The sequence below is a fragment of the Pseudomonas sp. GL-B-19 genome (assembly GCF_019956415.1).
Taxonomy (GTDB): domain Bacteria; phylum Pseudomonadota; class Gammaproteobacteria; order Pseudomonadales; family Pseudomonadaceae; genus Aquipseudomonas.
Genome location: NZ_JAHBDK010000020.1, coordinates 23,524 through 47,660, shown reverse-complemented (window position 1 = coordinate 47,660; position 24,137 = coordinate 23,524). Strand labels below are relative to the sequence as shown.

Annotated in this window: 21 protein-coding genes; 6 read left to right on the top strand and 15 right to left on the bottom strand. The window is 61.6% G+C overall.

The window, feature by feature from the left end:
• Positions 1 to 12: 12 nt before the first annotated feature.
• From KGB06_RS06900 to KGB06_RS06885, 4 genes are all read left to right on the top strand, one after another.
• On the top strand, positions 13 to 1,065 hold the full coding sequence (locus KGB06_RS06900; RefSeq protein WP_223513104.1) for an extracellular solute-binding protein: 1,053 nt from the start codon (positions 13 to 15) through the stop codon (positions 1,063 to 1,065).
• A 120-nt stretch (positions 1,066 to 1,185) separates the two neighbouring features.
• Positions 1,186 to 2,382, top strand: a complete 1,197-nt coding sequence (locus tag KGB06_RS06895; RefSeq protein WP_223513101.1) for an amidohydrolase family protein — start codon at positions 1,186 to 1,188, stop codon at positions 2,380 to 2,382.
• Positions 2,379 to 3,866, top strand: coding sequence for an amidohydrolase family protein (locus KGB06_RS06890; protein WP_223513098.1), 1,488 nt, complete (start codon positions 2,379 to 2,381; stop codon positions 3,864 to 3,866). The genes KGB06_RS06895 and KGB06_RS06890 overlap by 4 nt, the downstream gene beginning before the upstream one ends.
• Before the next feature lie 12 nt (positions 3,867 to 3,878).
• Positions 3,879 to 4,541: a flavin reductase family protein gene (locus KGB06_RS06885; RefSeq protein WP_223513095.1), complete on the top strand. Its 663-nt coding sequence runs from the start codon at positions 3,879 to 3,881 to the stop codon at positions 4,539 to 4,541.
• Between the two features lie 152 nt (positions 4,542 to 4,693).
• Here KGB06_RS06885 and KGB06_RS06880 read toward each other — a convergent pair whose 3' ends face one another.
• From KGB06_RS06880 to KGB06_RS06860, 5 genes are all read right to left on the bottom strand, one after another.
• The gene (locus KGB06_RS06880; RefSeq protein ID WP_223513093.1) at positions 4,694 to 7,792 is read right to left on the bottom strand and encodes an error-prone DNA polymerase; all 3,099 of its coding nucleotides are present in this window, start codon (positions 7,790 to 7,792) and stop codon (positions 4,694 to 4,696) included.
• Positions 7,768 to 9,183, bottom strand: coding sequence for a Y-family DNA polymerase (locus tag KGB06_RS06875; protein WP_223513091.1), 1,416 nt, complete (start codon positions 9,181 to 9,183; stop codon positions 7,768 to 7,770). The genes KGB06_RS06880 and KGB06_RS06875 overlap by 25 nt, the downstream gene beginning before the upstream one ends.
• A 7-nt stretch (positions 9,184 to 9,190) precedes the next feature.
• Complete coding sequence (gene imuA, locus KGB06_RS06870) at positions 9,191 to 9,808, bottom strand: translesion DNA synthesis-associated protein ImuA (protein ID WP_223513089.1); 618 nt, start codon at positions 9,806 to 9,808, stop codon at positions 9,191 to 9,193.
• Positions 9,808 to 10,425, bottom strand: a complete 618-nt coding sequence (gene lexA, locus KGB06_RS06865; RefSeq protein WP_223513086.1) for a transcriptional repressor LexA — start codon at positions 10,423 to 10,425, stop codon at positions 9,808 to 9,810. The genes imuA and lexA overlap by 1 nt, the downstream gene beginning before the upstream one ends.
• 226 nt (positions 10,426 to 10,651) lie before the next feature.
• Positions 10,652 to 11,584 (bottom strand): LysR family transcriptional regulator, encoded by a 933-nt coding sequence (locus KGB06_RS06860; RefSeq protein ID WP_223513084.1) that lies wholly within the window; start codon positions 11,582 to 11,584, stop codon positions 10,652 to 10,654.
• A 103-nt stretch (positions 11,585 to 11,687) separates the two neighbouring features.
• Between KGB06_RS06860 and KGB06_RS06855 the strand changes: the two genes are divergently transcribed.
• Both KGB06_RS06855 and KGB06_RS06850 read left to right on the top strand, forming a co-directional pair.
• The gene (locus KGB06_RS06855; RefSeq protein ID WP_223513082.1) at positions 11,688 to 13,430 is read left to right on the top strand and encodes an amidohydrolase; all 1,743 of its coding nucleotides are present in this window, start codon (positions 11,688 to 11,690) and stop codon (positions 13,428 to 13,430) included.
• Positions 13,431 to 13,537: 107 nt separating this feature from the next.
• A complete protein-coding gene (locus tag KGB06_RS06850) occupies positions 13,538 to 14,275 on the top strand; it encodes a TorF family putative porin (RefSeq protein ID WP_223513080.1) in 738 nt (245 codons plus the stop codon).
• Between the two features lie 124 nt (positions 14,276 to 14,399).
• Here KGB06_RS06850 and KGB06_RS06845 read toward each other — a convergent pair whose 3' ends face one another.
• From KGB06_RS06845 to KGB06_RS06800, 10 genes are all read right to left on the bottom strand, one after another.
• Positions 14,400 to 14,690 (bottom strand): DUF971 domain-containing protein, encoded by a 291-nt coding sequence (locus tag KGB06_RS06845; protein WP_223513078.1) that lies wholly within the window; start codon positions 14,688 to 14,690, stop codon positions 14,400 to 14,402.
• Entirely contained in the window at positions 14,687 to 15,649 is a 963-nt protein-coding gene (locus KGB06_RS06840; protein WP_223513076.1) for a HEAT repeat domain-containing protein, read from the bottom strand. Before KGB06_RS06840 ends, KGB06_RS06845 begins: the two co-directional genes overlap by 4 nt.
• Complete coding sequence (locus tag KGB06_RS06835) at positions 15,646 to 16,494, bottom strand: ABC transporter ATP-binding protein (RefSeq protein ID WP_223513075.1); 849 nt, start codon at positions 16,492 to 16,494, stop codon at positions 15,646 to 15,648. The genes KGB06_RS06840 and KGB06_RS06835 overlap by 4 nt, the downstream gene beginning before the upstream one ends.
• Positions 16,494 to 17,276 (bottom strand): ABC transporter permease, encoded by a 783-nt coding sequence (locus KGB06_RS06830; protein ID WP_223513074.1) that lies wholly within the window; start codon positions 17,274 to 17,276, stop codon positions 16,494 to 16,496. The genes KGB06_RS06835 and KGB06_RS06830 overlap by 1 nt, the downstream gene beginning before the upstream one ends.
• Before the next feature lie 133 nt (positions 17,277 to 17,409).
• On the bottom strand, positions 17,410 to 18,813 hold the full coding sequence (locus KGB06_RS06825) for an ABC transporter substrate-binding protein (RefSeq protein ID WP_223513073.1): 1,404 nt from the start codon (positions 18,811 to 18,813) through the stop codon (positions 17,410 to 17,412).
• A 268-nt stretch (positions 18,814 to 19,081) separates the two neighbouring features.
• Positions 19,082 to 19,327 (bottom strand): ferredoxin family protein, encoded by a 246-nt coding sequence (locus tag KGB06_RS06820; protein ID WP_007946457.1) that lies wholly within the window; start codon positions 19,325 to 19,327, stop codon positions 19,082 to 19,084.
• A 25-nt stretch (positions 19,328 to 19,352) separates the two neighbouring features.
• The gene (locus KGB06_RS06815; RefSeq protein WP_223513072.1) at positions 19,353 to 21,098 is read right to left on the bottom strand and encodes a fumarate reductase/succinate dehydrogenase flavoprotein subunit; all 1,746 of its coding nucleotides are present in this window, start codon (positions 21,096 to 21,098) and stop codon (positions 19,353 to 19,355) included.
• On the bottom strand, positions 21,095 to 21,847 hold the full coding sequence (locus KGB06_RS06810; protein ID WP_223513070.1) for a GntR family transcriptional regulator: 753 nt from the start codon (positions 21,845 to 21,847) through the stop codon (positions 21,095 to 21,097). The genes KGB06_RS06815 and KGB06_RS06810 overlap by 4 nt, the downstream gene beginning before the upstream one ends.
• Before the next feature lie 279 nt (positions 21,848 to 22,126).
• Positions 22,127 to 23,095 (bottom strand): Gfo/Idh/MocA family protein, encoded by a 969-nt coding sequence (locus KGB06_RS06805; protein WP_223513068.1) that lies wholly within the window; start codon positions 23,093 to 23,095, stop codon positions 22,127 to 22,129.
• 16 nt (positions 23,096 to 23,111) lie between these two features.
• On the bottom strand, positions 23,112 to 23,999 hold the full coding sequence (locus tag KGB06_RS06800) for a Dyp-type peroxidase (protein ID WP_223513059.1): 888 nt from the start codon (positions 23,997 to 23,999) through the stop codon (positions 23,112 to 23,114).
• Positions 24,000 to 24,137 lie beyond the last annotated feature (138 nt).

Below are 24,137 nucleotides of genomic sequence, written 5' to 3'. Positions count from 1 at the left end.
GAGCGTTCTGTCATGAAATTGAAAAGCATGCGTTACGGCGTCGCCGGTCTGGCCCTCACTTGCTTCACCGTTTTTACCGCACAGGCCGCCGAGCCCAAGGAGCTGTTCTTCTACAACTGGACGGATTACTACCCGGTCGACCTGCTGGCCAAGTTTGAAAAGGAGACCGGGATCAAGGTCACCATGGACGGCTACGACAGCAACGAAACCCTGCTGGCCAAATTGCAGGCCGGTGGCGCGGCGTATGACGTGATCGTGCCGTCGCAGTCGATCATGCGTACCTTGATCAACCAGGATTTGCTGCTGGAAATCGACGCCTCCGCCCTGCCGAACTTCCAGTACGTGAAACCGGCATTCCGCGACCCGAGCTTCGACCCCGGCCGCAAGTTCTCGGCGCCGTACTTGTGGGGCACCACCGGGTTTTCCTATGACAGTGCGCGGGTGCCCGGCGGTAAGCTGGATGACTCGTGGAAAGAGTTCTTCGAACCGCGCAAGGAACTGCAAGGGCAACTGGCCGCCCTCGACACCTCCAGCAGCGTGATCAACGCCGCCAGCCATTACCTGAACGTCGACGAATGCAGCGAAGACCCACAGGACGCCAAGCGCATCCTTGAGTTGCTGCAGAAACAGAAACCGTTCCTGAAGATGTACAGCTCGGACAACACCGTCGACCGCATGGCCTCCGGTGAAGTGATCATGATGCAAAACTGGAACGGCTCGACCGCCCGGGCCACGTTGCAGAAGAGCACCATCAAATACGTTTATCCGCGTGAAGGCCTGGCGATGTTCCAGGACAACTTCGCCGTACCGAAAAGCGCCCCGCACCCCGGTAATGCGAAGATCTTCATCGACTGGATGATGAAACCGGAAAACGCCGCTGCCGTGTCCAATTCCATTGCCTACGCCAATGGTATCCAGAGCGACAAGCTGCTCGACGCCAAATGGAAAGTCATGGACGCGATCAACATGCCCGACGAATTCGCCTCGCGCTTGCGGCCTGAAAAGGAATGCAGCAACAAGGCGCGGGAGCTGCAGGACCGGGTTTGGTCGAAGCTCAAGGGCTGATCCGAGACCGAGTCGCGGCCTTCGCGAGCAGGCTCGCTCCCACAAGTGACCGCATTCCAATGTGGGAGCGAGCCTGCTCGCGATGAGGCCCTCCCACACAACACAGAATCAGAGGTTTGTATGACCCACCCCCGCTGGCTACGCAACGTGCGCCCCCACGGCGCCCCCGCCGAAGACCTGCTGATTGAAAACGGCCTGTTCAGGGACAGACGGCCGGCCTCCAGCACCCCGCTGACCGCCACCGACATCGACGGCCAACACCAGCTGCTCACCGAAACCCTGGTCGAAAGCCACGTCCACCTCGACAAAACCCTCTGGGGCCAACCCTGGCGCCCGAACAGCGCCGGCCCGACACTCAAGGACTACATCGCCAACGAGCGCCGGGTGCTGCGGGAAGTCGAAGCGCCCATCGCCCAGCGTGCCGGCGCCCTGCTGGAAAACTGTATCGCCCGTGGCTCATTGACGATGCGCTGCCACGTCGACATCGACCCGGAATTCGGCCTGCATCACGTCGAAGCCATGCAACAGCTGCGCGAAACCTACCGCGATTTGATCGACCTGCAACTGGTGGTGTTTCCGCAAACCGGTCTGATCAGCCGTCCCGGCACCGCCGAACTGATGCGCAAAGCGATGGCGTTGGGGGTGGAAAACGTCGGTGGACTCGATCCCTGCGGTATCGACAACGATCCGATTGCTCAACTCGACTTCGTCTTCAAGTTGGCCAGCGAGTTCGACCGTGGTGTCGACATTCACCTGCATGACAAAGGTGAACTGGGCCTGTGGCAGATCGCGTTGATTGCCGACTACACCGAGCGCTTCGGGCGTCAGGGTCGGGTGATGATCAGCCATGCGTATTGCTTGGGAATGCAGCCGTGGAGTCAGGTCAAGCCGGTGGCCGAGCGGCTGGCAGCGCTGGGTATTTCGTTGATGAGTTCTGCGCCGGCCGATTGCGCGGTGCCGCCATTTCTGGCGCTGCGCGAGGCCGGGGTGAACGTGTGCCTGGGCTCGGACGGCATTCGCGACGCGTGGTCGCCAATGGGCAACGGCGACATGCTGGAACGGGCGATGCTGCTGGCGTTCCGGTTTGACTTGAACAAGGACGATGAACTGGCGGCGGCGTTTGAGGCCGCTACGGTGAATGGCGCCCGCGCGTTGGGTTGTGAAAGTCATGGACTGGAGATCGGGCAGCCGGCGGACTTTTTGCTGATGTCGGTGCAGACCCTGGGTGAAGCGGTGGTTTCGCGGCCGCTGCGGCAGGTGTATCGCGGTGGTGAGTTGATCGCCTCTGGTGGTCGTTTGCTGGAAAGCCGCTTGTGAAACGCATCGGCCTGAAAGCCAGTTGCGTGGTCGGATTCGACGGCACGCAGCATGTGCTGTGGCGCGACGGCGAAGTGGTGTTCGAAGGCTCGCGCATTGTGTTTGTCGGGCGCGAGTTTGTGGGCCCGGTGGATCAGTGGATTGACTATGGCAACGCGCTGATCGGGCCAGGCTTCATCGATCTGGATGCGTTGGGCGATCTCGATTCCACGGTGCTGACCCTAGACAACGGCGATGAGCGTGACATGGGCCGGATGTGGTCCGAAGACTATCTGGCGGCCGGTCCGCGCGAGAGTTACAGCGCCGACGAAGAGGTCTTCAAATACCGTTACGCCTTCACTCAGCTGATCCGCAATGGCATCACCACCGCCATGCCGATCACTTCGATGTACTACCGCGAGTGGGCCGAGACCTACGACGAATTTGCTGGCGTGGCGGACGTGGCGGTGGAACTGGGGCTGCGCACGTACCTCGGTCCTTGCTACATGAGCGGCATGAGTTACTGGCGGGCCGATGGCAGCCTCGGGCATCACTGGGATGAAACCCGGGGATTGGCCGGGCTTGAAGCGGCGACGCGTTTTTTCAAGGATTTCGATGGCACGCACGGTGACTTGATTCGTGGCGCGCTGCTGCCTGACCGTATTCAAACCTGCACCCCGGCGCTGCTGCAACGCACCGCTGCACTGAGCCGCGAACTGAACGCACCGATGCGTTTGCATTGCTGTCAGGGATTGGGCGAGGTGGCGATGGTCGAGCAGCTTCGCGGTGCGTCACCGTTGGGCTGGTTGCAGCAATTGGACTTGCTGACCCCACGCAGTCTGCTGCCCCATGGCATCTACACCCGCGGCGACGACGACCTGCAACGGGTGGTGGACGGTGGCGCGAGTCTGGTGCATTGCCCGGTGGTTTTTGCCCGCGACGGTGAAGCGCTGAACTCGTTCGGGCGCTATCGGGCCAAGGGAATCAACTTCGCGCTGGGCACCGACACCTGGCCGGCAGATCTGCTGGAGAACATGCGCCTGGGGTTGAACATCGCCCGCCTGATGGAGGGCGGCAACTCGCTCACCAGCACGCTGGATCTGTACAACGCCGCCACGCTTGGCGGTGCCAAGGCCCTGGGCCGCGATGATCTCGGCCGTCTGGCGCCGGGAGCCAAGGCCGACATCACGGTGTTCAGCCTTCGCGGTCAGCACCTGGGACCGTTGTTCGATCCGCTGAAAAACCTGGTCCTGGCCGGGCGTGGTGATGACTGTATCGCCAGCTACATCGATGGCCGCTGCGTGATGCAGGACCGCCAGGTGCAAGGCATCGACTACCCCGCCCTGCAACGCCAGGCCCAACAACAATTCGAAAAACTGATGCGCAGCCACAGTGACCGGGCCTTTGGCCGACCGGACTGGAAAGGCCTGTTCAAGCCGGCCATCCCGTTCGCCGACGACTACAGCGCACAGGCGCCACTGAGCGCCATTGATCCCCTTATTTAGAGAAATCTGCCTATGCAAAGCTTCGACTTCAGTACCCTGAGTGCACGGGACAAATACAAGATTCTGATCGGCAGCGTGGTGCCACGGCCGATTGCGCTGGTCACCACTATCGATGGCGAAGGCCGGATCAATGCGGCGCCGTTCAGCTTCTTCAATGCCTTGTCGGCTGACCCGCCGATTCTGGCGCTGGGCGTGGAAAACTACGGCGATCAAAGCCCCAAGGACACCACCCGCAACATCCAGCTCAATCAGGAATTCACCGTCAATATCGTCAGCGACGCGCTGGTCGAAGCCATGAACGTCTGCGCCGTGCCTTTCGCTCCCGGTTTTGATGAATTGACGGCGGCGGGCCTGACGGCGATTCCCGGCACCACGGTCAAATGCCCACGGATCGGCGAAGCGCCCGTGGCACTGGAATGTCGGAGGATGATGGCGCTGTCCATCGGGCAATCGCGGGAGATTATCTTTGGCGAGGTGCTGATGGCGCATGTGCGCGACGAACTGATCGACCCGAAAACCCTGTACATCGATCAGTTGGGACTGGATGCGATTGGGCGCATGGGCGGGCATGGTTATGCGCGAACCCGCGACTATTTCGATTTGCCGACCCGCTCGCTGCAAGCATGGACGGAAGCGCCGGGGGGTGGGGAGCGGTTTTGGCCAGAGACCAAATGATCAGCCACCACCCAACCTGTGGGAGCGAGCTTGTCTCCGGGCGGCGTTCCGACGAAGGCGGTCCGTCAGTCGACATCAATGCCAAATGACAGGCCTCTTCGCGAGCAGGCTCGCTCCCACAGGGGGATCTGCGGCAGCAACAAATTTCGCATTCAGCGGAAATCCCGGCTGCGTACGCTGATGCCGTCCAGCAATGAACTCAGGTCGCTCAAGCGTCCGGCAATCAGGTGGCGAACCTCGCCTTCCTTTTCCCAGCGGCCATCGACCTTGAGCAATTGCGAACCGACCAGCACCTGGCGTTGCCTTTCGGCCAAGTCGCGCCAGACCACCACGTTGACGTTGCCGAACTCGTCTTCCAGGGTCACGAAGGTCACGCCACTGGCTGTACCCGGACGTTGCCGCCCCGTCACCAGGCCTGCGACGCTGACCGGGCGCCCGTGTTCGACCGCCATCAGTTCTTGCGAACTGCGACAGCGCCGGGCGTTCAGTTCACCGCGCAGTAACGCCAGCGGATGCGGGCCGAGGGTGGTGCCGACACTGGCGTAATCGGCTTGCAGGTCTTCGCCGACGCTGGGTTTGGGCAATGACACGACGTCCTCTTCCTGACTCGGCAGGCCGACGAACAAACCGAGTTGCTTTTGAACCCCTGCCACCTCCCAGCGCGCCCGATGCCGGTCACCGGCCAACCCCCGCAGTGCACCGGCATCGGCCAGTTGCTCCTGGGCGCGGGCGTCGAGTCGCGCGCGTTCGCCCAGGTCGGCGACGTCGACAAACACCCCGCGTGAGCGCGCCGCTTCGATGCGCCGGGCATCGTCCTCGCGAAAGCCCTTGATCATCCGCAACCCCATGCGAATCGCCGGTTGCGCACCGATTACCGGCTCGAGACTGCAATCCCAGTCACTGGCGCGCACGTCCACCGGGCGAATCTGCAAATGATGCCGGCGCGCGTCCTGAAGAATCTGGTCCGGGCTGTAGAATCCCATCGGCCAGCTGTTGATCAGCGCACAGGCGAAGGCCGCCGGTTCGTGGCATTTCAACCAGCAACTGGCGTAGGTCAGCAAGGCGAAACTGGCGGCGTGGGACTCGGGAAATCCGTAGCTGCCAAAGCCTTTGATCTGTTCGAAGATCTGCGCGGCGAACTCGGCCGTGTAGCCGTTTTTCTTCATCCCTGCAGCCAGCCGATCCTTGTGCGGTTCCAGCCCGCCGTGGCGTTTCCAGGCCGCCATGGAACGCCGCAACTGATCGGCCTCGCCGGGGCTGTAGTCGGCGGCGACGATCGCGATCTGCATCACTTGTTCCTGGAACAGCGGCACGCCGAGGGTGCGCTTGAGCACCTCCCGCAACTCTTCGGAGGGATAACTTTCGAGCTCTTCCTTGTTCCGGCGGCGCAGATACGGGTGGACCATGCCGCCCTGGATGGGGCCGGGGCGAACGATGGCCACCTCGATCACCAAGTCATAGAACTTGCGGGGCTTGAGCCGGGGCAGCATCGACATTTGTGCCCGGGACTCGATCTGGAACACGCCGATGGTATCGGCACGGCCAATCATGTCGTAAGTGGCCGGATCTTCGGACGGGATCGTCGCCAGGCTCAGGTCAAGGTTTCGGTGGCGACGCAGCAGATCGAAACAACGACGGATCGCGCTGAGCATCCCCAGCGCCAGAATATCCACTTTGAGCAACCCGACCGCGTCCAGATCGTCCTTGTCCCACTGAATGATCGTGCGCTCGGCCATGGCAGCGTTTTCCACCGGCACCAGGCTGTCCAGAGGCTGCTCGGAAATCACGAAGCCACCGGGGTGCTGGGACAGGTGCCGGGGGAAACCAATTAACTGCTGCGTCAAGCTCAAGACCCGGCGCAGCACCGGGCTTTCGGGGTCGAACCCGCCTTCCAGCAGGCGCTCCACGGGCGGCGTGGTATCACTCCAGTGGCCGCAGCAATCGGCCAAGGCGTTGATCTGGTCCGGCGGCAAACCCAATGCCTTGGCCACGTCACGCACCGCGCCGGCCGCGTGGTAGGTGCTGACCACCGCCGTCAACGCCGCGCGCGTGCGGCCATAGCGCTGAAAGATGTACTGCAAGACTTCTTCACGACGTTCGTGCTCGAAGTCCACATCGATATCCGGCGGCTCGTTGCGCTCCTTGGAAAGAAAGCGCTCAAACAGCATGTTCATCCGGTCCGGGTCGATCTCGGTGATGCCCAAGGCGAAACACACCGCTGAGTTGGCCGCAGAGCCTCGGCCCTGACAGAGAATTTTCTCGCGCCGGGCGAAGGCGACGATGTCCTGAACGGTCAGGAAGTAGCTTTCGTAGCCCAACTCGGCGATCAGCCCCAGTTCCTTGTTGATCAGCCCGCGCACCTTCTCGCTCGCCCCTTGGGGCCAGCGCTCGCGAATGCCGCGTTCGGTCAATTCGCGCAGCCAGGAATCGGCGCTGTGGCCTTGCGGCACCAACTCCCGTGGATACTGATAACGCAACTGGCCAAGGTCGAAGGTGCAGCGCCGGGCAATGGTCAACGTTTCATCGAGCAAGGCTGGCGGGTAGATCGATTGCAACACCTCCAGGCTGCGCACATGCCGCTCGCCATTGGGATGAAGGCGCAGCCCGGCTTCGGCGACCGGCAGGTGATGACGGATCGCAGTCATGGTGTCCTGCAAGGCCCGTCGGCCACGGGTGTGCATGTGCACATCGCCACTGGCCACGGCGGCAATCCGCAACTCCCGCGCCAGGCTCAGCAACGCCTCCAGGCGTCGGGTATCGTCCTGACCGCAATGCAACTGGACGCTCAACCACAGGCGTTCGGCGAAGGTCTGTTGCAACCAGTGGCCCGTTTCGAAGTCATCGACAGTGTCCGGCACCCACAACGCCAACAGCCCCGGCATCGGTTCGCTGAAATCTTCGCGCAGCACCTGATACTGGCCTTTCTGCGTACGGCGTCGTGCCCGGGTAATCAGCCGGCACAGGGTCTGATAGCCCTCAAGGTTCTCCACCAGCAGCACCAGTTTCGGGCCGTTCTCGATGCGGATTTCGCTGCCGATGATCAGCGGCAACTCCACCGACTTCGCCGCTTGCCAGGCGCGGACGATGCCGGCCAGCGTGCACTCATCGGTAATCGCCAGCGCTTGATAGCCGTGCTTTTTTGCCCGTTGAAAGAGTTCGAGGGCACTGGAGGCGCCACGCTGGAAGCTGAAGTTCGACAGGCAGTGCAACTCGGCATAACCGACACTCATGCGAACCAGCCTTGCAGCCACAGCGGACCGCCCTCACCCACCGCCCGATAAGCCCAGCCCTGCTGGCCGGAACGGGTTTCGATCAGGTAGTAATCGCGGCGCACATCGGCGCCGTCCCACCAGCCGGATTCAATGCGCTCCGGGCCCATGAGAATGCGGGTCGAGCCTTCGTGGATCACCTGCGGCTCCGTCAGCAACCAGCCCGGACGTTGCACACCCGGCAACCCCGCGCACAGTTGACTGTCGACCCGTGCCTGCCACGCGCATTCCGGCCGGTGATCGGCCTGAAAGCGCAAGCCATGCACCGCCTCATCTCCGAGCCGCGCGCGCAAGCGCTCGCGCAGTTGCTCCCACGGCAAGGATTGCTGCGGGCGGTCATCGAACAGTTCCTGATACTGCGGGACGAAGCTCGGCAAGTCTTCGGCACACAGGCGGAAACCGCGCACCGGGGCTTCGACCTGAACCTGTTCCAGTCGCCCCCGGGCCAGTTCGAAGAGCATCGCCGGATCGCGTTCGGCGCTGAGCAGGCCGACCTTGATCACCGAGTCCGGTAAACCGGCGTGTTCCAGGTGCAGGTCGAAACGCTGCACGCCGCTGTCCCGACCGCAGAGAAAGGCCGACAGGTCGCCGGTCAACCGGCGCAGCGGAAACAGCAGCGCCTGATGCGACTGCACGTCAAAGTTGAGTTCGATGCGTACGTCGAAACGATCCGGCGGCAGGTAGAACGCCAGGGCCAGTCGCCGCTCGCCCGTCAACGCGTCCAGATGCTTGAGCACCTGGGCTTCGAAACGCCGGGCCAGGCTCTGTCGTGGCAGCGCCTGCACCTGACTCAAGGTGCGCAAGCCCATGCGCGATAACGCCGTGGCCACCACGGGTTCCAACGCGATGCGGTCGACGGGCAATTGCCCGAGATGGTGCTGCAAGGCTTCGTTGTCCGGCACCACCAGCCCGTCATACACGTTGGCCAACACCCGCGCGGCCACCGGGTTGGGCGCAGCGACGATCCGATGGCGAAAACCCAGCTCGCCGAGCTCGGCGCGCAACCGCACCTCAAACGCTGGCCACGACCCGAACAAGCCCAGGCTGGATTCGATTTCAAACACCACGGCACGCGGGTAATGCACGCTGACCTGAGAGCTGAAACGATAGGCCCACGCTGCCAGAAACTGCTGCCAGTGCTCGATCTCGGCGGCGTCGTATTCGGCCGTGGCAAAGCCTTTGCTCAAGGCCTGAGCGGCGGTCATCGACTGCCCCGGACGCAAGCCCAGCGCCCGCGCCGACGCGTTGACTGCTTGCAACACCCGGCGTTGTGCCGGGCCGGTCAGCAGCGCCAGCGGCTCATCGGGATCGGGGCGCTGACGCAATACCGCGTCCAGCGCCAATTGCGGGAAGAGAATACAAACCCAGCGCATGGCAACCTCAATGCCCCACGGAGAAGGCAATCGGCGCCGAACGCGCTAGCCCGCCCCGACACTTGAGCACGCGTAATTGCGCAGGCTTGGCGTCGATGGCAATGCGCAGGGCGGCGGGCGAAGGGTTGATGGCTTCATGGATCGAGCGGTAGGCGAACGCCAGGGTCGAGCCGGTTTCCGCCGCCACCTGCAAGCGGCGCAACGCCCGGTCATCGGCCTTGTGCGGCCAGCACAACACCGCCCCGCAACTGCCTGAACGCAGGCATTGTTCCGCCGCCCATAAGGCATCCCGTTCGCTGGCCTGAATGATCGACAACTGGCGCAAATCGACCCCGGCGTTCTGCCACGCTTGCGGGTACGGCACGTAGGGCGGCGCCACCAGCACGATGCGCTCACCCGCCGCCGACAACCGCGCCAACGCCGGCCACACCAGCTGCAATTCACCAACGCCCTGCCCGGCCATGAGGATTTCGGTCAACGCCGCTTCCGGCCAGCCACCGGTGGGCAACGCCGCATCCAGTGCGGCATGCCCGGTGGGTTGCGGGCTGACGGCCGGGGGCGCAGGCCGGCCCTTCCAGACCTGGCCGCCATTGAACAGCGTATCCAGCGCAACGACGGCGCCCATCACCCTTGCCTCACCAGGCCGCAGAACACGCCTTCGATGGCGAGGTCCTGATCGGGTTGAACGATGATCGGCTGATACGCCGGGTTGCGCGGCAACAGGCGAACCGTGTCGCCGGTCCGCTCGAAACGTTTGATGGTGACTTCGCCGTCCAGTCGCGCCACCACGATCTGGCCATTGAGCGCTTCCGGGTTGCGCCGCACGCCCACCAGATCGCCGTCGAGAATGCCGTCCTCGATCATCGAATCGCCCTGAACCCGCAGCATGTAATCCGGCACCCGCGAGAAGATCGACGGATCCAGCAGCAACCGGCTGTGCACTTCGGCATCGGCGCCGATTGGCGCACCCGCTGCCACCCGGCCGAGCACCGGAACGTCCAACAACTCGGGCCGCGCCGGTTGCCCGAGCAAACGAATACCCCGAGCCTGATGGGGGTTGACCTCGATGAAACCGGCCTCGGTCAACGCCAGCACATGCTTGCGCGCCACGCTGCGGGAGGCGAAACCAAAGGCCTCGCTGATTTCAGCGAGGCTCGGGGACTGACCGTGCTCCGCGATTCGGTCGCGGATAAAGGTCAGGATGGCGGTACGGCGGGGAGTTAGAGTCGTCATGGAGTACATTTGTACTCTTTTGGCATTTTCCTGACAAGGACTTGTAGGATCTGCGCATGAGCCGTGTAGGAGCTATGTAGGAGCTGTCGAGTGAAACGAGGCTGCGAATCTTTTGATCTTGAATTTAAAAAGCAAAAGTCAAAAGATTCGCAGCCTCGTTTCACTCGACAGCTCCTACAGGGAGTCGGTGTGTGAGGAGAGTGACGCATGCGTGTAAACGACCGAAACACCAGCGTCATCTGCCGCCGTCATCACTCAAGCCACGAGACGCCAGAAACCCTGCGATGTAATCGATAAACGCCAGCACTTTCGCGGTCGCCCGCCGATGGCTCGGGTACACCGCCAGAATATGCGGGCCGAAGCTGTCCGGGTCGATGTCGTAGTCAGCCATCACCTGCACCAGCCGGCCATCGGCGATGTACGGCGCGGCGCTCCACAGCGGTGTGTGCAACAAGCCGCGTCCGGCCAGTGCGTTGGCCAGCAGCAGGTCGTAATTGTCGCTGCGCAACCGCGGATTTTGCGGCTGGGGCAGGCTCAGGCGTTGCCCGTCGCGCTCGACCCACCAGAATTCGCGGCTGAGCAACGGATGTCGATACAACAGCCATTCGTGGTCATCGAGGGTGTGCGGGGTGACAGGCAATGTTTTACGCGCCAGATAGGCCGGGCTGCCGCACAACGCCAGACGATTGCTGCCGACGACGCGGGCGATCAACCCCGGCAAGTCGTCATGGCCTTCGCGCAGGGCCAGGTCGTAGCCGCTTTCCAGCAGATTGACGAACTCATCGCACAGGTCCACCTGCAAATTGATCTGCGGGTACTGCTCCAAAAAACCGCCACACACCTGATCGAGAAACGCCTGCCCGTAGGCCAGCGGTGCGGTGATTTTCAGGTTGCCGCGCAGGCCATGCTGCAGCTGCTCGATTTCCTCGCCGGCCTCCTCCAGCCGCTGCAACACCTGGCGTGCGGTTTCCAGATAGAGACGCCCGGATTCGGTCAGCAGAATCCGCCGGGTACTGCGCTCGAACAAACGGGCGCCGAGTTCGGCCTCCAGGTGGTTGACCGCTTTGGTCAGGGCCGACGGGGTCTTGCCCAGTTGCTCGGCGGCGCGGCTGAAACTGCCGAGTTGCGCCGTGACCACGAACATTTTCAATGCACCCAATTTGTCCATACTTTTTCCATTCAGGCAAAAACGTTTTTCGTGAGGAAGACGTTCTGCTGCGCACCAGCAGCCACTAATCTGGCCATCAGACGCAATAACAAGGAAACATTCAATGAAAAGATTCATCCCGAATCTCTTGATGGCCGCTGTTAGTTTTGCCTCGATGGAAGCCATGGCAGCCACCGATCTGGTGCTGATCAATGGCAAGATTTTCACCGCCGACCGTGCCCAACCGAAGGTGCAAGCGCTGGCGGTACAGGACGGTAAGGTGCTGCAAGTCGGCAGCGATGCACAGATCAAAGCCTTGATCACGCCGCAAACAAAAGTGGTGGATCTGGGTGGTAAAACCCTGATGCCCGGTCTGATCGACACCCATTCCCACGCGATTTTTGGCGGTCTGGAAATGGTCGTGGCCAACATGGAAGACGAGGTGGTCGACCTCGACGAACTGGAAAAACGCCTGCGCGGCTGGCGTGACGACGGCAAGGCCAAACACGGCGATGTGTTGACCGTGGCCGGCATGAGCTCGGTTTACTGGGCCAAGGCCGAAGACTTGGGCAAAAAATTCAACAACGGCGAATGGGCGGACGTGCCCGTGGTGTTCACTGGCAGCGACCACCACACAGCCTGGGCCAACGACTTCATGCTCAAGCGCGCCGGGATTGATGCCGCGTTGCTCAAGTCATTGCCCGCCGCCGAAGTGGACACCATTGGCAAACGTGCCGATGGCACCCCCAACGGCTTCCTGGTGGATGCCGGTTGGGACCGGGTGTCCTCGAAAATGCCCGTGCCGAGCACCGCCGACATGCTCAAGGCCGCCCAATCGGCTGTGCGCTACAACAACAGCTTCGGCATCACGGCGTGGATGGACCCCGCCGCCAATGCCGCCCCCGGCGAACCGCTGTTCGCGCTCAAGCCCACGGAGAAAACCGTCGGCGTGCTACCGGCCTATAAAGCGCTGGCCGAAACCGGTGGCATGAGTGTGCACGTGGCGGCTTTGCTGGTGGCCAACTCAAAAAGCGTACCGGCTGATCTCGATACGCTGGACAAGGTCCGCCAGCAATTTCAGGGCATCCCGAACCTGACCCTGCCTGGCGTCAAGATCTTCGCCGACGGCGTGATCGAATTCCCGGCCCAGAGCGCGGCAATGATCGACCCTTACAACAACTCGCACAAACAGGGCGAATTGCTGATCGATCCAAAGCATTTCGGCGAACTGGTCAGCGCCATCGACCAGCGCGGCTGGCTGGTGCACATCCATGCCATCGGCGACCGCGCGGTGCGGGAGTCGCTGAACGGCATCGCCCAGGCGCGCAAGGATCGCCAAAGCGGCGTGACGCACTCGATCACGCACCTGCAAATCGTCAACCCGAAAGAGTTTGCGCGGTTCAAACCACTGGACGTCATCGCCTCGATGCAATTGCTGTGGGCTTCGGCCGACGACTACACCACGGACATGATCAAGCCTTACGTCAGCGCTCTCGCCTTCCGCTATCAATACCCGGCGCATTCACTGCTCAAACAGGGCGCGACCATCTCGGGGGCGAGTGACTGGCCGGTGTCTTCGCCCAACCCATGGAACGCCATGGCCCAGGCCATCACCCGCGTCGGCCCGCTGGGCGTGCTGAACATCAAAGAAGCCGTGGATCGCGAAACGATGTTCTACGCCTACACCCTTAACGCCGCGCGCACCATCGGCCTGGAGAAGCAAATCGGTTCGCTGACCCCTGGCAAGCAAGCCGACTTCATCGTGCTGGACCGTGACGTATTCACCGTCGACAACAAGGCCCTGAGCGACACCCAAGTGCTGCAAACCTGGTTCGCCGGACGCGAAGTCTACGCACCGACCCTCTAATAAAAATCCGCTCGATCCGCTGCCCGCCCCCCGCGCTCGTCGCCGGGGTTCGGCGCAGCTTTGCCGCAAAAACTGCCCATAACAATCACAATATCGGGACTGTACTCATGAAAGCTTTCACCCTGTTCGCCCTCGGTTCCTTGAGTCTGCTGCCGTTGAGCAGCCAGGCCATCGTCTTGAATGACGACTTTTCCGTACTGGTGGACCTGACCCTGGCGAGCGATTACCGCTCCCGTGGCATTTCGCAAACACAGAATGATCCCGCCGTGCAGGCCGGCGTGACGCTGGCCCACAGCACGGGTTTGTACGTGGGGGCCTGGAGTTCGAACGTCGACTTCGGCGGCGGCCTGAAAACCCGTCAGGAAATCGACTACTACGCCGGTTGGCTTTGGGAAGCCACCGAGGACGTCAACCTGGACATTGGCTATCTGCGATACACGTACCCGAAAGAAAGTCAGTTCAATCAGAGCGAGGTCTACGGCATTCTCAGTGTCTACGGGGTGAAACTCGGCGCCTATTACTCCGACGATGCGCCGGGCGTCGATAGCAAGCAGAATTCGCTGTACAGCTATGTCGGTTACGAAACCCAATTGCCTTACGACACCGGCCTGAAACTGCGCTATGGCAACATGGACTTCAAGGATCCGTACCTGTACTCGAGCTCGGGCCATGCCGAGGACTCGTACCGCGAGTGGGAAGTCAAACTGACCCACGAACTGGCCGGGGTGCTGCTGGGCTTGAGCTACATCGACACCGACCTGTCGAAAAGCCAATGCACCAGCAACTGGGGGTTTGACGACGTGTGCAGTGCGACCGTGGTGGCGAGTGTCAGCAAATCCTTCTGACCCACACAGATCCCCTGTAGGAGCGGCGATGCGGCGATCCGACTTGCCCGCGAAGGCGGACTGACATTCAGCATCGATGTCGACTGACCCACCGCTTTCGCGAGCAGGCTCGCTCCCACAAGGGTTATGGAGTGGTTTCGGGAGTGAGTTGTGCCAGGTAGGCCCACGGGTAGATGCCGCGTTCGTGGCCGTCGCTGAAAATCAGTTGCAGGCCGTAGCCCTGTTGGTTGAGTTCAATCACTCGAATGCGCTCATCGACCTTCACTGTCAGCCCTTGCAACCGAAACGCCCGACATTGCGAGCACGGGCATTGACGCCTCAGTTCAGCATGACCCAGCAATTGCTCACGCCCATCCGGCCAGTTCAATCGCAGCTGCTGTTTACCTTGGGAATTACCCACTGCCACCGGGTTCACAGCAGTTGACTCAAGGCGATGCGCACGGCTTTGCGCACTTCCGGGTCGCCGTCGTCTTGCGCGGCCTGCAAGGGGGCGATGGCCCCCATGTCGTTCAATTCGCCGAGGGCCAGCGCGGCTTCCTTGCGCAGGTTGCTGATGCGGTGGCCGAGGGTTTCGATCAAGGCTTCAAGGGCCGGGGCGTAACGCAAACGACCGAGGCTGCGAGTGGCGCGCAGGCGGACTTGCCAGTAATCGTCGCTCAAGGCCTCGATCAATGCGGGACCCGCGTCAATGTGGCCGACTTTGCCCAACGTGGTCGCGGCCTCTTCGCGCACTTGCCAGGCTTCGTCTTGCAAGGCCTGGCGCAGCGCTGGCAGCACTTGAGCATCGGAGGCCAGACCGAGGGCGCCGGTGGCGGCGCGGCGGACTTCGGTGTCGGGATCGGTGCTGGCCAATCTCGCCAAAGCCGGCAACGCATCGAGCTGTTTGAGCCAACCGAGCACGCCAACCGCCTCGCGGCGAACGCTGGCGTCTGCATCCTTCAACGCGGCTAAAGCGGCAGCGGCGGCATCGGGGAAACGCAACTCACGCAACGCCCTGAACGCGGCAATGCGCACGCTGGCCTCGGCATGCCCGGTCCACGGCAGAATCACCCGGCCTGCCGCCTCGCTCTTGAGCAGACTGAGGCTTTGCGCCGCGGCCGATTGCACGGCCAACGAGGGATCGGTCAGCGCCTGGCACAACGCTTCGACCACAGGTTCCTCCTCCCAGGCTTCAAGCAAGCGTGCGGCTTCGGCGCGGACTTCTTCGGTCGGATCATGCGCCAGTCGGTTGACCAGCCATAACAAACCGTCCGGTTCTTCGAGGTCGGCCAATTCGATCAGAGCAATGCGACGTATGCCCGGATCGTCATCGGTCAGGCGCGGTTGCAGGGCGAGAATGTCGTCGTTATCGGTTACATCAAATAGTGAGGTCATAGGGCAAATCGCGGCAGTTTGTTTTCAGGGGGAAGTCCGAGAGGGTTCAGGCGCGGTAACTGCCGACCGTCTTCGTGACGCAGTAATTCGAGGCAATGGCGTTTCAAGCGGGAAAACTCATGGCTCGTCACCAGTTCGGTGGTGCGTGGCCTTGGGAAGTCGAGGCGCAGGTCTTCGATGATCCGACCGGGACGCGAACTCATGACCAGCAGGCGATCAGCGAGAAACAATGCTTCGTCGATGTCATGGGTGACGAACACCACGGTGGTGCGAATCCGCGTCCAGATGTCCAGCAGCAGTTCCTGCATGTTCAATCGGGTCAGCGCGTCGAGGGCGCCGAAGGGTTCGTCCATCAGCAATAGACGCGGGCGGTTGATCAGCACCCGGGCGATTTCCACCCGCTGTTGCATGCCGCCGGAGAGCTGATCCGGCCAGCGCTCGGCGAACCCTTCAAGGCCCACTAATGCAAGGATTTCATCGGCGGTTGCGTGGCGTTCGGCTTTACCCATGCCGCGCATTTTCAAACCGAAAGCGACGTTGTCGCGCACGGTTCGCCAAGGGAACAGCGTGTGGTGCTGGAACACCATGCCGCGCTGCGGCGACGGGCCCGAGACCTGCGCGCCATCGACGTTGAGACTGCCGGATCGCGGTTGCAGGTGCCCGGCCAACGCGCCGAGCAAGGTCGATTTGCCGCAACCGGACGGCCCGAGAATGCACACGAACTGCCCCGCTTCAATCTGGCAATCCAGACCTTGCACGGCTTCGAAGGCCTGCGGCCCATCACCGAGGACGATGGACAACTGGCGAATATCAATCCGCCCTTCCGGGGTTTGCATCACGCTCATCAGGCTTTTCCTCGTGGTCGGTGCCACGGCGTGAACAGCCCGCCGAGACGTTTGATCAGCAGGCTGCTGCCCATCCCGAGTACACCGATCAGCAACATGCCAACGACGATGTCGGCGTAGTTTTGGATGGTGTAGGACTCCCAGGTGTAATAGCCGATGCCGTATTGGCCGGAGATCATTTCCGCCGTCACCAGGCAGAACCATGAAGTGCCCATGCCGATGGCCAGGCCGATGATGATGCTCGGCGCGGCGCCCGGCAAAATCACCTCCAGCAGAATCGCCCGACGCCCTACCCCAAGGCTTTTGGCCGAGGCGATCAGGCGTGGGTCGACGCCTTCGACGCCGTGCACGGTGTTGAGCAGAATCGGGAACAGCGCGCCGGTGAAGGTGATGAAGACCATCGACAGTTCCGAGGACGGGAACATGAGAATGGCCAGCGGAATCCAGGCGACGGCGGGGACTGGGCGCAGGACTTCCAATGGCGGCAGCAGCAAGTCTTCGGCCCATTTCGAGCGGCCGATGGCCACGCCCAGAGCGATGCCGATGAGCAGCGCGGCGAGGTAGCCGGCGAAGACCCGGCTGAGACTGCTGCTCAGGTGCTGGGCGAGCTTGCCAGAATCGCCGAGGCCCAACGCGGCCTGGATGACGGCCAGTGGGGTCGGGACGTTGGCGAAGGTGACCAGGCCGAGGTTCCAGTGACCGCTGGCGGCGAGTTGCCAGAACAGCAGGCAGAGCAACAATGAAGCTGCTCTTGGAATCCAGCGTGCATAAGATCGGTACACAATTCTTCCTCTCAATTCAAACCTGTAGGAGCCGGCTTGCTGGCGAAGACGGCGGGACAGCCAGCATCAATGTTGAATGTCGGATCGCAATCGCCAGCAAGCCGGCTCCTACAGGGGTTTCGGTGTTCTGGGGTTAGCGGGCGGTGACGGTCTGGGTGGTGGCTTCGGTGAAGTCGAAGACCTTTCCGCCCTGGGCCGTGGCGAATTGTTGGGCCTGACCTTTGAGCAAGAAGGCGCTGAGTTGCCCCTTTGCATCACTGGCAAACCACGCCTGATCCGCCAGCAACTTGATCCCGCTGTCGTTGGCCTGGGTATACACCGCGCGGATGTTTTTGCCTTCCGACTTCAAACCGGCCAACGCGGTGAACGCCGCTTGCGCCGAGGCGTACTGCCGAACCTTCGGCTCTCCGCGCACCCAGATTTCCGCCACATGACTGAAGTCAGTGATCGCTTTACCGCTCGCCGCATCCACTGCCTTCAGAGGCGTCTGCTCGTAGTTGGTCAGTTGCGCGGTGTAATCCAGGTTCGAAGCCTTGAACGCAGCGCGGATGTACTGATCGTCGATAAAGGTATTGAGATCGAGACCGCGATCAGCCTTCTTCAACAACTTGAGCGTATCGATGGCGGTGCCCACCGCCTGACGGTATTCCGGCTTCCAGCTCAGGTCGCGGGTTTGCACGCCGAGCGGGCCATGGAACAGGTAGTTGACCTCGGCATCGACGCCGGTGACTTTGGCGATCAGTTCGCTGTACTTCTCCGGCTCAGCCGCCAGCAACTGATTGGCCTCGAGGCTCGCCCGCAGATAAGCGACGACGATTTCCGGGTACTTCTTCGCGTACGCCTGATCCACCAACGCGCCGTGGAACGTCGGTGCGCCGGCCTGGGCGCCGTCGTAAATCTTGCGAGCAAACCCACGGCTCGGGAACAGTTCGGCAAACGGCACGAAATCGGCGTGAGCGTCGATCTTCCCGGCCTGTAACGCAGAGCCTGCGACTTCTGGCGGTTGGGCGATGATGTTGACGTCTTTGAGCGGGTCCCAACCCTGGGCCGCCACGGCACGCAGCAACATCCCATGGGCCGTCGAGGCGAACGGCACGGAAATGGTTTTGCCCTTCAACTCTGCCAACGACTGCACACCCGAAGCACTCGGCACCACGATGCCGTTGCCGCTGCCCTTGATGCTGCCCGAGAGCACGCTGATGAACAGGCTGTGTTTACCGGCGGTTTCGAACGCCACGCCGTTGAACGAGCCGGGGAAATCGGCCATGGCGCCGAAGTCGAGTTTGCCGGCGACCATTTCGTTGGTCAGCGGTGCGCCACTGGTGAAGTTTTTCCACTCGACCTCGTATTTGGCGTCTTTGTATTGGCCGTCGTGAGGCAGGTATTTATCGAGCAGACCCAGTTCACGAATCAGCAATCCGCCGGCGGCGCAATTGATGGTGGTGTCCTGGGTGCCGATGGCAATGCGGATGGTTTCGGCGGAGGCCGACAGGGTGAATGAGGCCAGTACCAGACCGGCTAATGCTGCACGCAACATAGGTGTATCCCCTCGAATCGTTTATTGAGTGTTCGTCTCCGCCACGATCTGGGCGCGGTGGGAAACGAGGGGTGTTTGAAGCTGGCGTCCGGTGTTGCCGGATGGCTTTTTGTTGTCTGGGCTGGCCTCTTCGCGAGCAGGCTCGCTCCCACATTTAGATTGCATTTCCCTGTTGGAATGCATTTCCCTGACTGGAATGCATTTCCCTGTGGGAGCGAGCCTGCTCGCGAAGGCGTCCTGTCATTCAATGGAGATTGAATGCGCTCACTCAGCGCAACAGGTAAGGAATTTCAACTTTCACCGCTCCGGTCGGGCAGTCCTTTTCACAGGGCATGCAGTACCAGCATTCGTCGAACGCCATATAGGCTTTTTGCGTGGCAGGGTTGATCGCCAGCAGATCCATCGGGCAGACGTCGACGCACACGGTGCAGCCTTTGTGGGCGATGCAAAGATCCTCGTCGACCGTTACCGGCGCGTTGGAGCGAAAGAAGATTTCCTGGGGTTGATAGGCCATTTGGCGGTCTCTCTTTTGGTGATGCTCAGGCCGCAAAGGCGCCGACCCGCAGCCGGTCGTAAGCCTGCATTTCATCGGCGTCCAGCGGAATAATGTAAGGCTCGACGGCTTTCTTGAAACTGGTCATCAGACCGTCCTCACCCTTCTTCAAGTGGCAATGGCAGAACCAGTCACTGTCGTTGCGTTGCGGGTGATCGACCCGATAGTGGTAAAGCCCCCAGCGGCTTTCGGCGCGGAACAGTGAGGCGCGGGCGGCCATTTCGGCGCAGTCGCGGATCATGCTGACTTCCATGGCGCGCATCAGTTCGTGGGCGTTGTGGGCCTTGATCTGATCGAGGTCGCGCTGGATATCGCTGAAGCGTTGCAGGCCGATCTGCATTTTCTTCGTTACTTTCGGCGGTTGCAGGTAGTCGTTCACAAAACGCCGCAGCTTGTACTCGACTTGCGCAGGTGGCAGGCCGTGTTCGCGGTCCAGCGGTGCGTAAACCCGGGCTTTTTCGGTTTCGATTTGATCCACATCCAGCGATGTAAACTCGCGCCCGACGACAAAGTCCGCCGCGTTGGTGCCGGCAAACCAGCCATAGGTGAACGCGCCGAGCATGTAGTTGTGCGGCACTGCTGCCATGTCACCCGCCGAGTACAAACCCTTGACCGAAGTTTCCGCTCGCTCGTTGACCCACACACCCGACGCCGAATGCCCACTGCAAAAACCGATCTCGGAGATGTGCATCTCGACCATCTGCGTGCGGTAGTCAGTCCCGCGATTGGCGTGAAACTGGCCGCGACTCGGGCGTTCGTTGCTGTGCAGGATCTCTTCGATGTTCTGGATGGTTTCCTCGGCCAGGTGATCGAGTTTGAGAAACACCGGGCCGTTGCCGCTTTCGAGTTCCTGGTGGAACTCCCACATCATCTGGCCGCTCCAGTAGTCACACTCGATGAAGCGTTCGCCCTTGTTGTTGGCGGTGTAGCCTCCCAAGGGACCGGTGACGTAGGCGCAGGCCGGGCCGTTGTAGTCCTTGATCAGCGGGTTGATCTGGAAGCATTCCAGGTTCGCCAGTTCGGCACCGGCGTGATAGGCCATGGCGTAACCGTCGCCGGCATTGGTCGGGTTTTCGTAGGTGCCCATCAAGTATCCCGAGGATGGCAACCCCAGGCGCCCGGCGGCCCCGCAGCACAGAATCACCGCTTTGGCCTTGATCACATGGAAGTCCGCGGTGCGGCAATCGAAGCCCATCACACCGTTGACCGCGCCCTCTTCATCGGTCAGTAATCGGGTGCAGACCAGGCGATTGGTGATGCTGACCCGTGCCCGTTTCAACTGGCGATACAAAACCTTTTTGATGTCATGCCCTTCCGGCATCGGCAGCACGTAAGCGCCCATGTGGTGGACCTTTTTCACCGCGTAGTCGCCGGTCTCGTCCTTCTCGAATTTCACGCCCCATCGGTCCAGTTGCTCGATGGTTTCAAAGCTGTGAGTCGCGTAGGCGTACACCGCTGCCTGATTGACGATGCCGTCGTTGGCGATGGTGATTTCCTTGGTGTACTGCTCGGGCGTCGAGTGGCCGGGAATGATCGCGTTGTTCAGCCCGTCCATGCCCATGCTGATCGCGCCGCTACGTTTGACGTTGGCCTTGTCGATCAACAACACGCGCAGGTCGCGGTTGCGTTCCTTGGCCTTGATCGCCGCCATCGGCCCCGCAGTGCCGCCACCGATCACGACGATGTCGTATTCCTGCTCCAAAGTGCTTCTGGTTATTGAGCTGTGCGTCATGCCTGCGTCCCTTTTTGCCGGTCGATCCGCAAGCGGTACTGGAAGGCATCGCCACGGTAGTAAAGGTGTTCGAAGTCCACGGGTTGGCCGCTGGCATCGTGGGTCAGGCGCTCGATGCGCATGATCGGCGAGCCCGGTTCGACGTTCAGCGCGTGAGTCAGGTCGCTGTCGGCCAAGACCGCATCGATGGCCAGGTCGGCGTGACCGAGGACCAGGCCGCAGTCGTTTTCGAGGATCAGGAAAATATCGCGGGTGACCAGATCAGACTTCTCCAGCCGTTCGCCGAGGGTTTTGGGCAGGTAGGTAATTTCCAGCGAGATCGGCTCGCGGTTGATCAGCCGCAACCGTTTGATCTGTGCCACGATTTCACCTTCAGCGACCTGCAAGCGCTCGGCGACAAGTTTGTCGGCGGCGATGAATTTGAAGCTGCGCAGGCGGTTGATCACCTCGTAGCCGCGACCGGTCATGGACTCGGCCAGGCCTTGCAGCGTGCTGACGTTCTGGAAGGTTTTCGGTTTGGCGACGAAGGTGCCTTTGCCGTGAATCTTGAAGATCAGCCCTTCTTTCTGCAGATCTCCCAAGGCCTGGCGCACGGTGATCCGGCTGACTTTGAACAGCGCGCCGAGTTCGCTTTCGGAAGGCATCTGGCTGTCTTGCGGGTATTCACCGTCGAGGATGCGGGCGCGCAGCACGTCACGCAGTTGGGTGTGTAACGGGACGCTACTGAGGGATAGAACGTTATCGGTCATGGCAGATCACTTGTTATAACGAGTTATGACGTGATCTTAGAGAGGCCCGATGAGGGTTGAGAAATACTGTTTGAGCATAAGGTTAGATTCGCCGAACGAGCACAATCCTTTGTAGCAGCTGCGGAGCACCGCGAGGCTGCGTCCGGCGGCGCAGCCGTCGTGAAATCAGAGAGTGCGGTGTGTCAGGAAAACCTTGCATGCAGGGTTTACGACGGCTGCGCCGCCGGACGCAGTCTCGCGGTGCTCCTCAGCTGCTACATCGGTGTGGTTCAGTGGGCGCTAGTGGCGCTTGAGGATCTGGTCCATCACCCAATCGGTTTTCAGCGCTTCCCCGGCCACTGCCGGATGCTGCGCTTCGCCGCGAATATGCGCGTTGATGCCCAGCACGTGATGCCACTGGATGTGTTCGTGATGATCGATGTGCAGGCTGATATGTTCATCCGCGTGAAGCTGCACCGGATGCTCATCGAACACCGAAAAACTGATTCGGCCCTGGCTGCCGATCACCTCGACCCGGTCCTCGCGACGATCCGCCACGAAGTTCCAGCAGCCCATACCCGTTGCGCCGGAAGCAAACCGCCAACTGGCGCTGACGGCATCTTCGGCGGTATACAGCCCGGCCTGTCGCGCGGTGAAAGCGGCGACGTCGGTGATGTCACCGAGCAGGTACTGGAACAGGTCAAACCCGTGGCTGGCGAGGTCAGCGAAGTAACCGCCACCGGCAATGCCCGGGTCTGTGCGCCAGTTGTGCATGCCGCCCAGATCGATTGGCGACGGGGCTTTGGTCAGCGTCCAGGTCAGGTGCCGGACCTCGCCTATCCGCCCCGCTTCCAGCCACTGACGCACTTGCTGGAAGCGCGGCAGCGAGCGTCGGTAGTAGGAAACGAACAGGTGCAATCCAGCGTTGGCAAAAACCTTTTCCATCTCGCGGCTTTGCCCGGCATTCAGCGACATCGGTTTTTCCACACAGCAATGTTTGCCGGCGGCGGCTACCAACAGGCTGTAGGCGTGATGACTGTCTGGTGGCGTGGCGATGTACACCGCGTCCACCTCGGGATCATTGATCAGCGCTTGCGCGTCGGTGTACACCCGGGCGATGCCATGGCGTGTGGCGTAATCCGTCACCGCGTCGATACGCCGCCCCATCACCGCCACCAACGCCGAGCCGGGCGCCTTGTAAAAGGCCGGCCCGCTCTTGCGCTCGGCGACACTGCCACAACCAATCATGCCCCAACGCACCACGTCCATGTTCATCTCCTGTTCGTTAGCCAATGCGCAAAGCGCGCAGGTCCAGCTGACCGTCCTTGAGCGGTGGGCACCAGTAGTAGCCGCCGGTGATCGGTCGACTGATGCGGTACAAGCCGTCTGTGATGCCGTCTTCCAGACCGCTCATGCGCCGCAGTTGCGCTTCAAAGGCGTCGAGGGAAAAGCCGAACGCAAGGAACATCAGGCCCGCGTGATCACCTTCGATCCATGGCATCGAACGACGGACGATGAATGCCTCGGGCGCGAAGCTTTCCTGGGCGGTGCGTTTGACGTGAGCCGAGACCGGCGCATCGTCGAGCTCTTCGTTGTCGCTCAAACGACGGCCCATAATGTTGTCCTTCTCATGGGACGGCATCGCGTGGAAGCCTTTGAGGTCATGCTGCCACTGCTGGATCGCGGCAAAGCTGCCACCGACCAGGCCTTCCGCGCCTTCGCTCAACAGTGCGGCGGCGACAGCGGCGTCGTCGTGCGGGTTTTCGGTGCCGTCTTCGTAACCGGTCAGGTCATGGCCGGTCATGTGGCGGAAGGTTTCGTTCATCTGCACCAGGCGCAGGGCCGGCGCCAGAGCGGCTTCGATGGCCTGGCTGCGATTGAGCAATTCACCCCGGTCGACGCCGTGCAACCAGCACCAGAGTGCGTGTTGCGTCGACGGGTTATCGACACCAACCCCGGTCAACGCCGGAAAGGCTCGCAGGCCATCGATCTGCGCGTGCAATGCCTTGACCAGCGATGCCCCGAAACCGACGACAGCCGACTTCCAGTCCACCAGTTGCATCAAGTTGTTGAGCGCAACCGGCAATGCTTCGGCGGATTCGAGGGCGAAGAACATATGGCGGGCTTGAGGCGGAACGGGGGTGGCGAGAATGCCCGGCTGGTAATAACTCATATGAACTCCTTGAAAATGAGCACGGAGTTTAACCGGAGCACGAGGGTTTGTGTGCAGCGTCCTGTAGCAGCTGCCGAGCCTGCGAGGCTGCGTTCGGTTCGGGCGGTGGCCGCTCCGCTGTACGTGACCGGGCTTTTC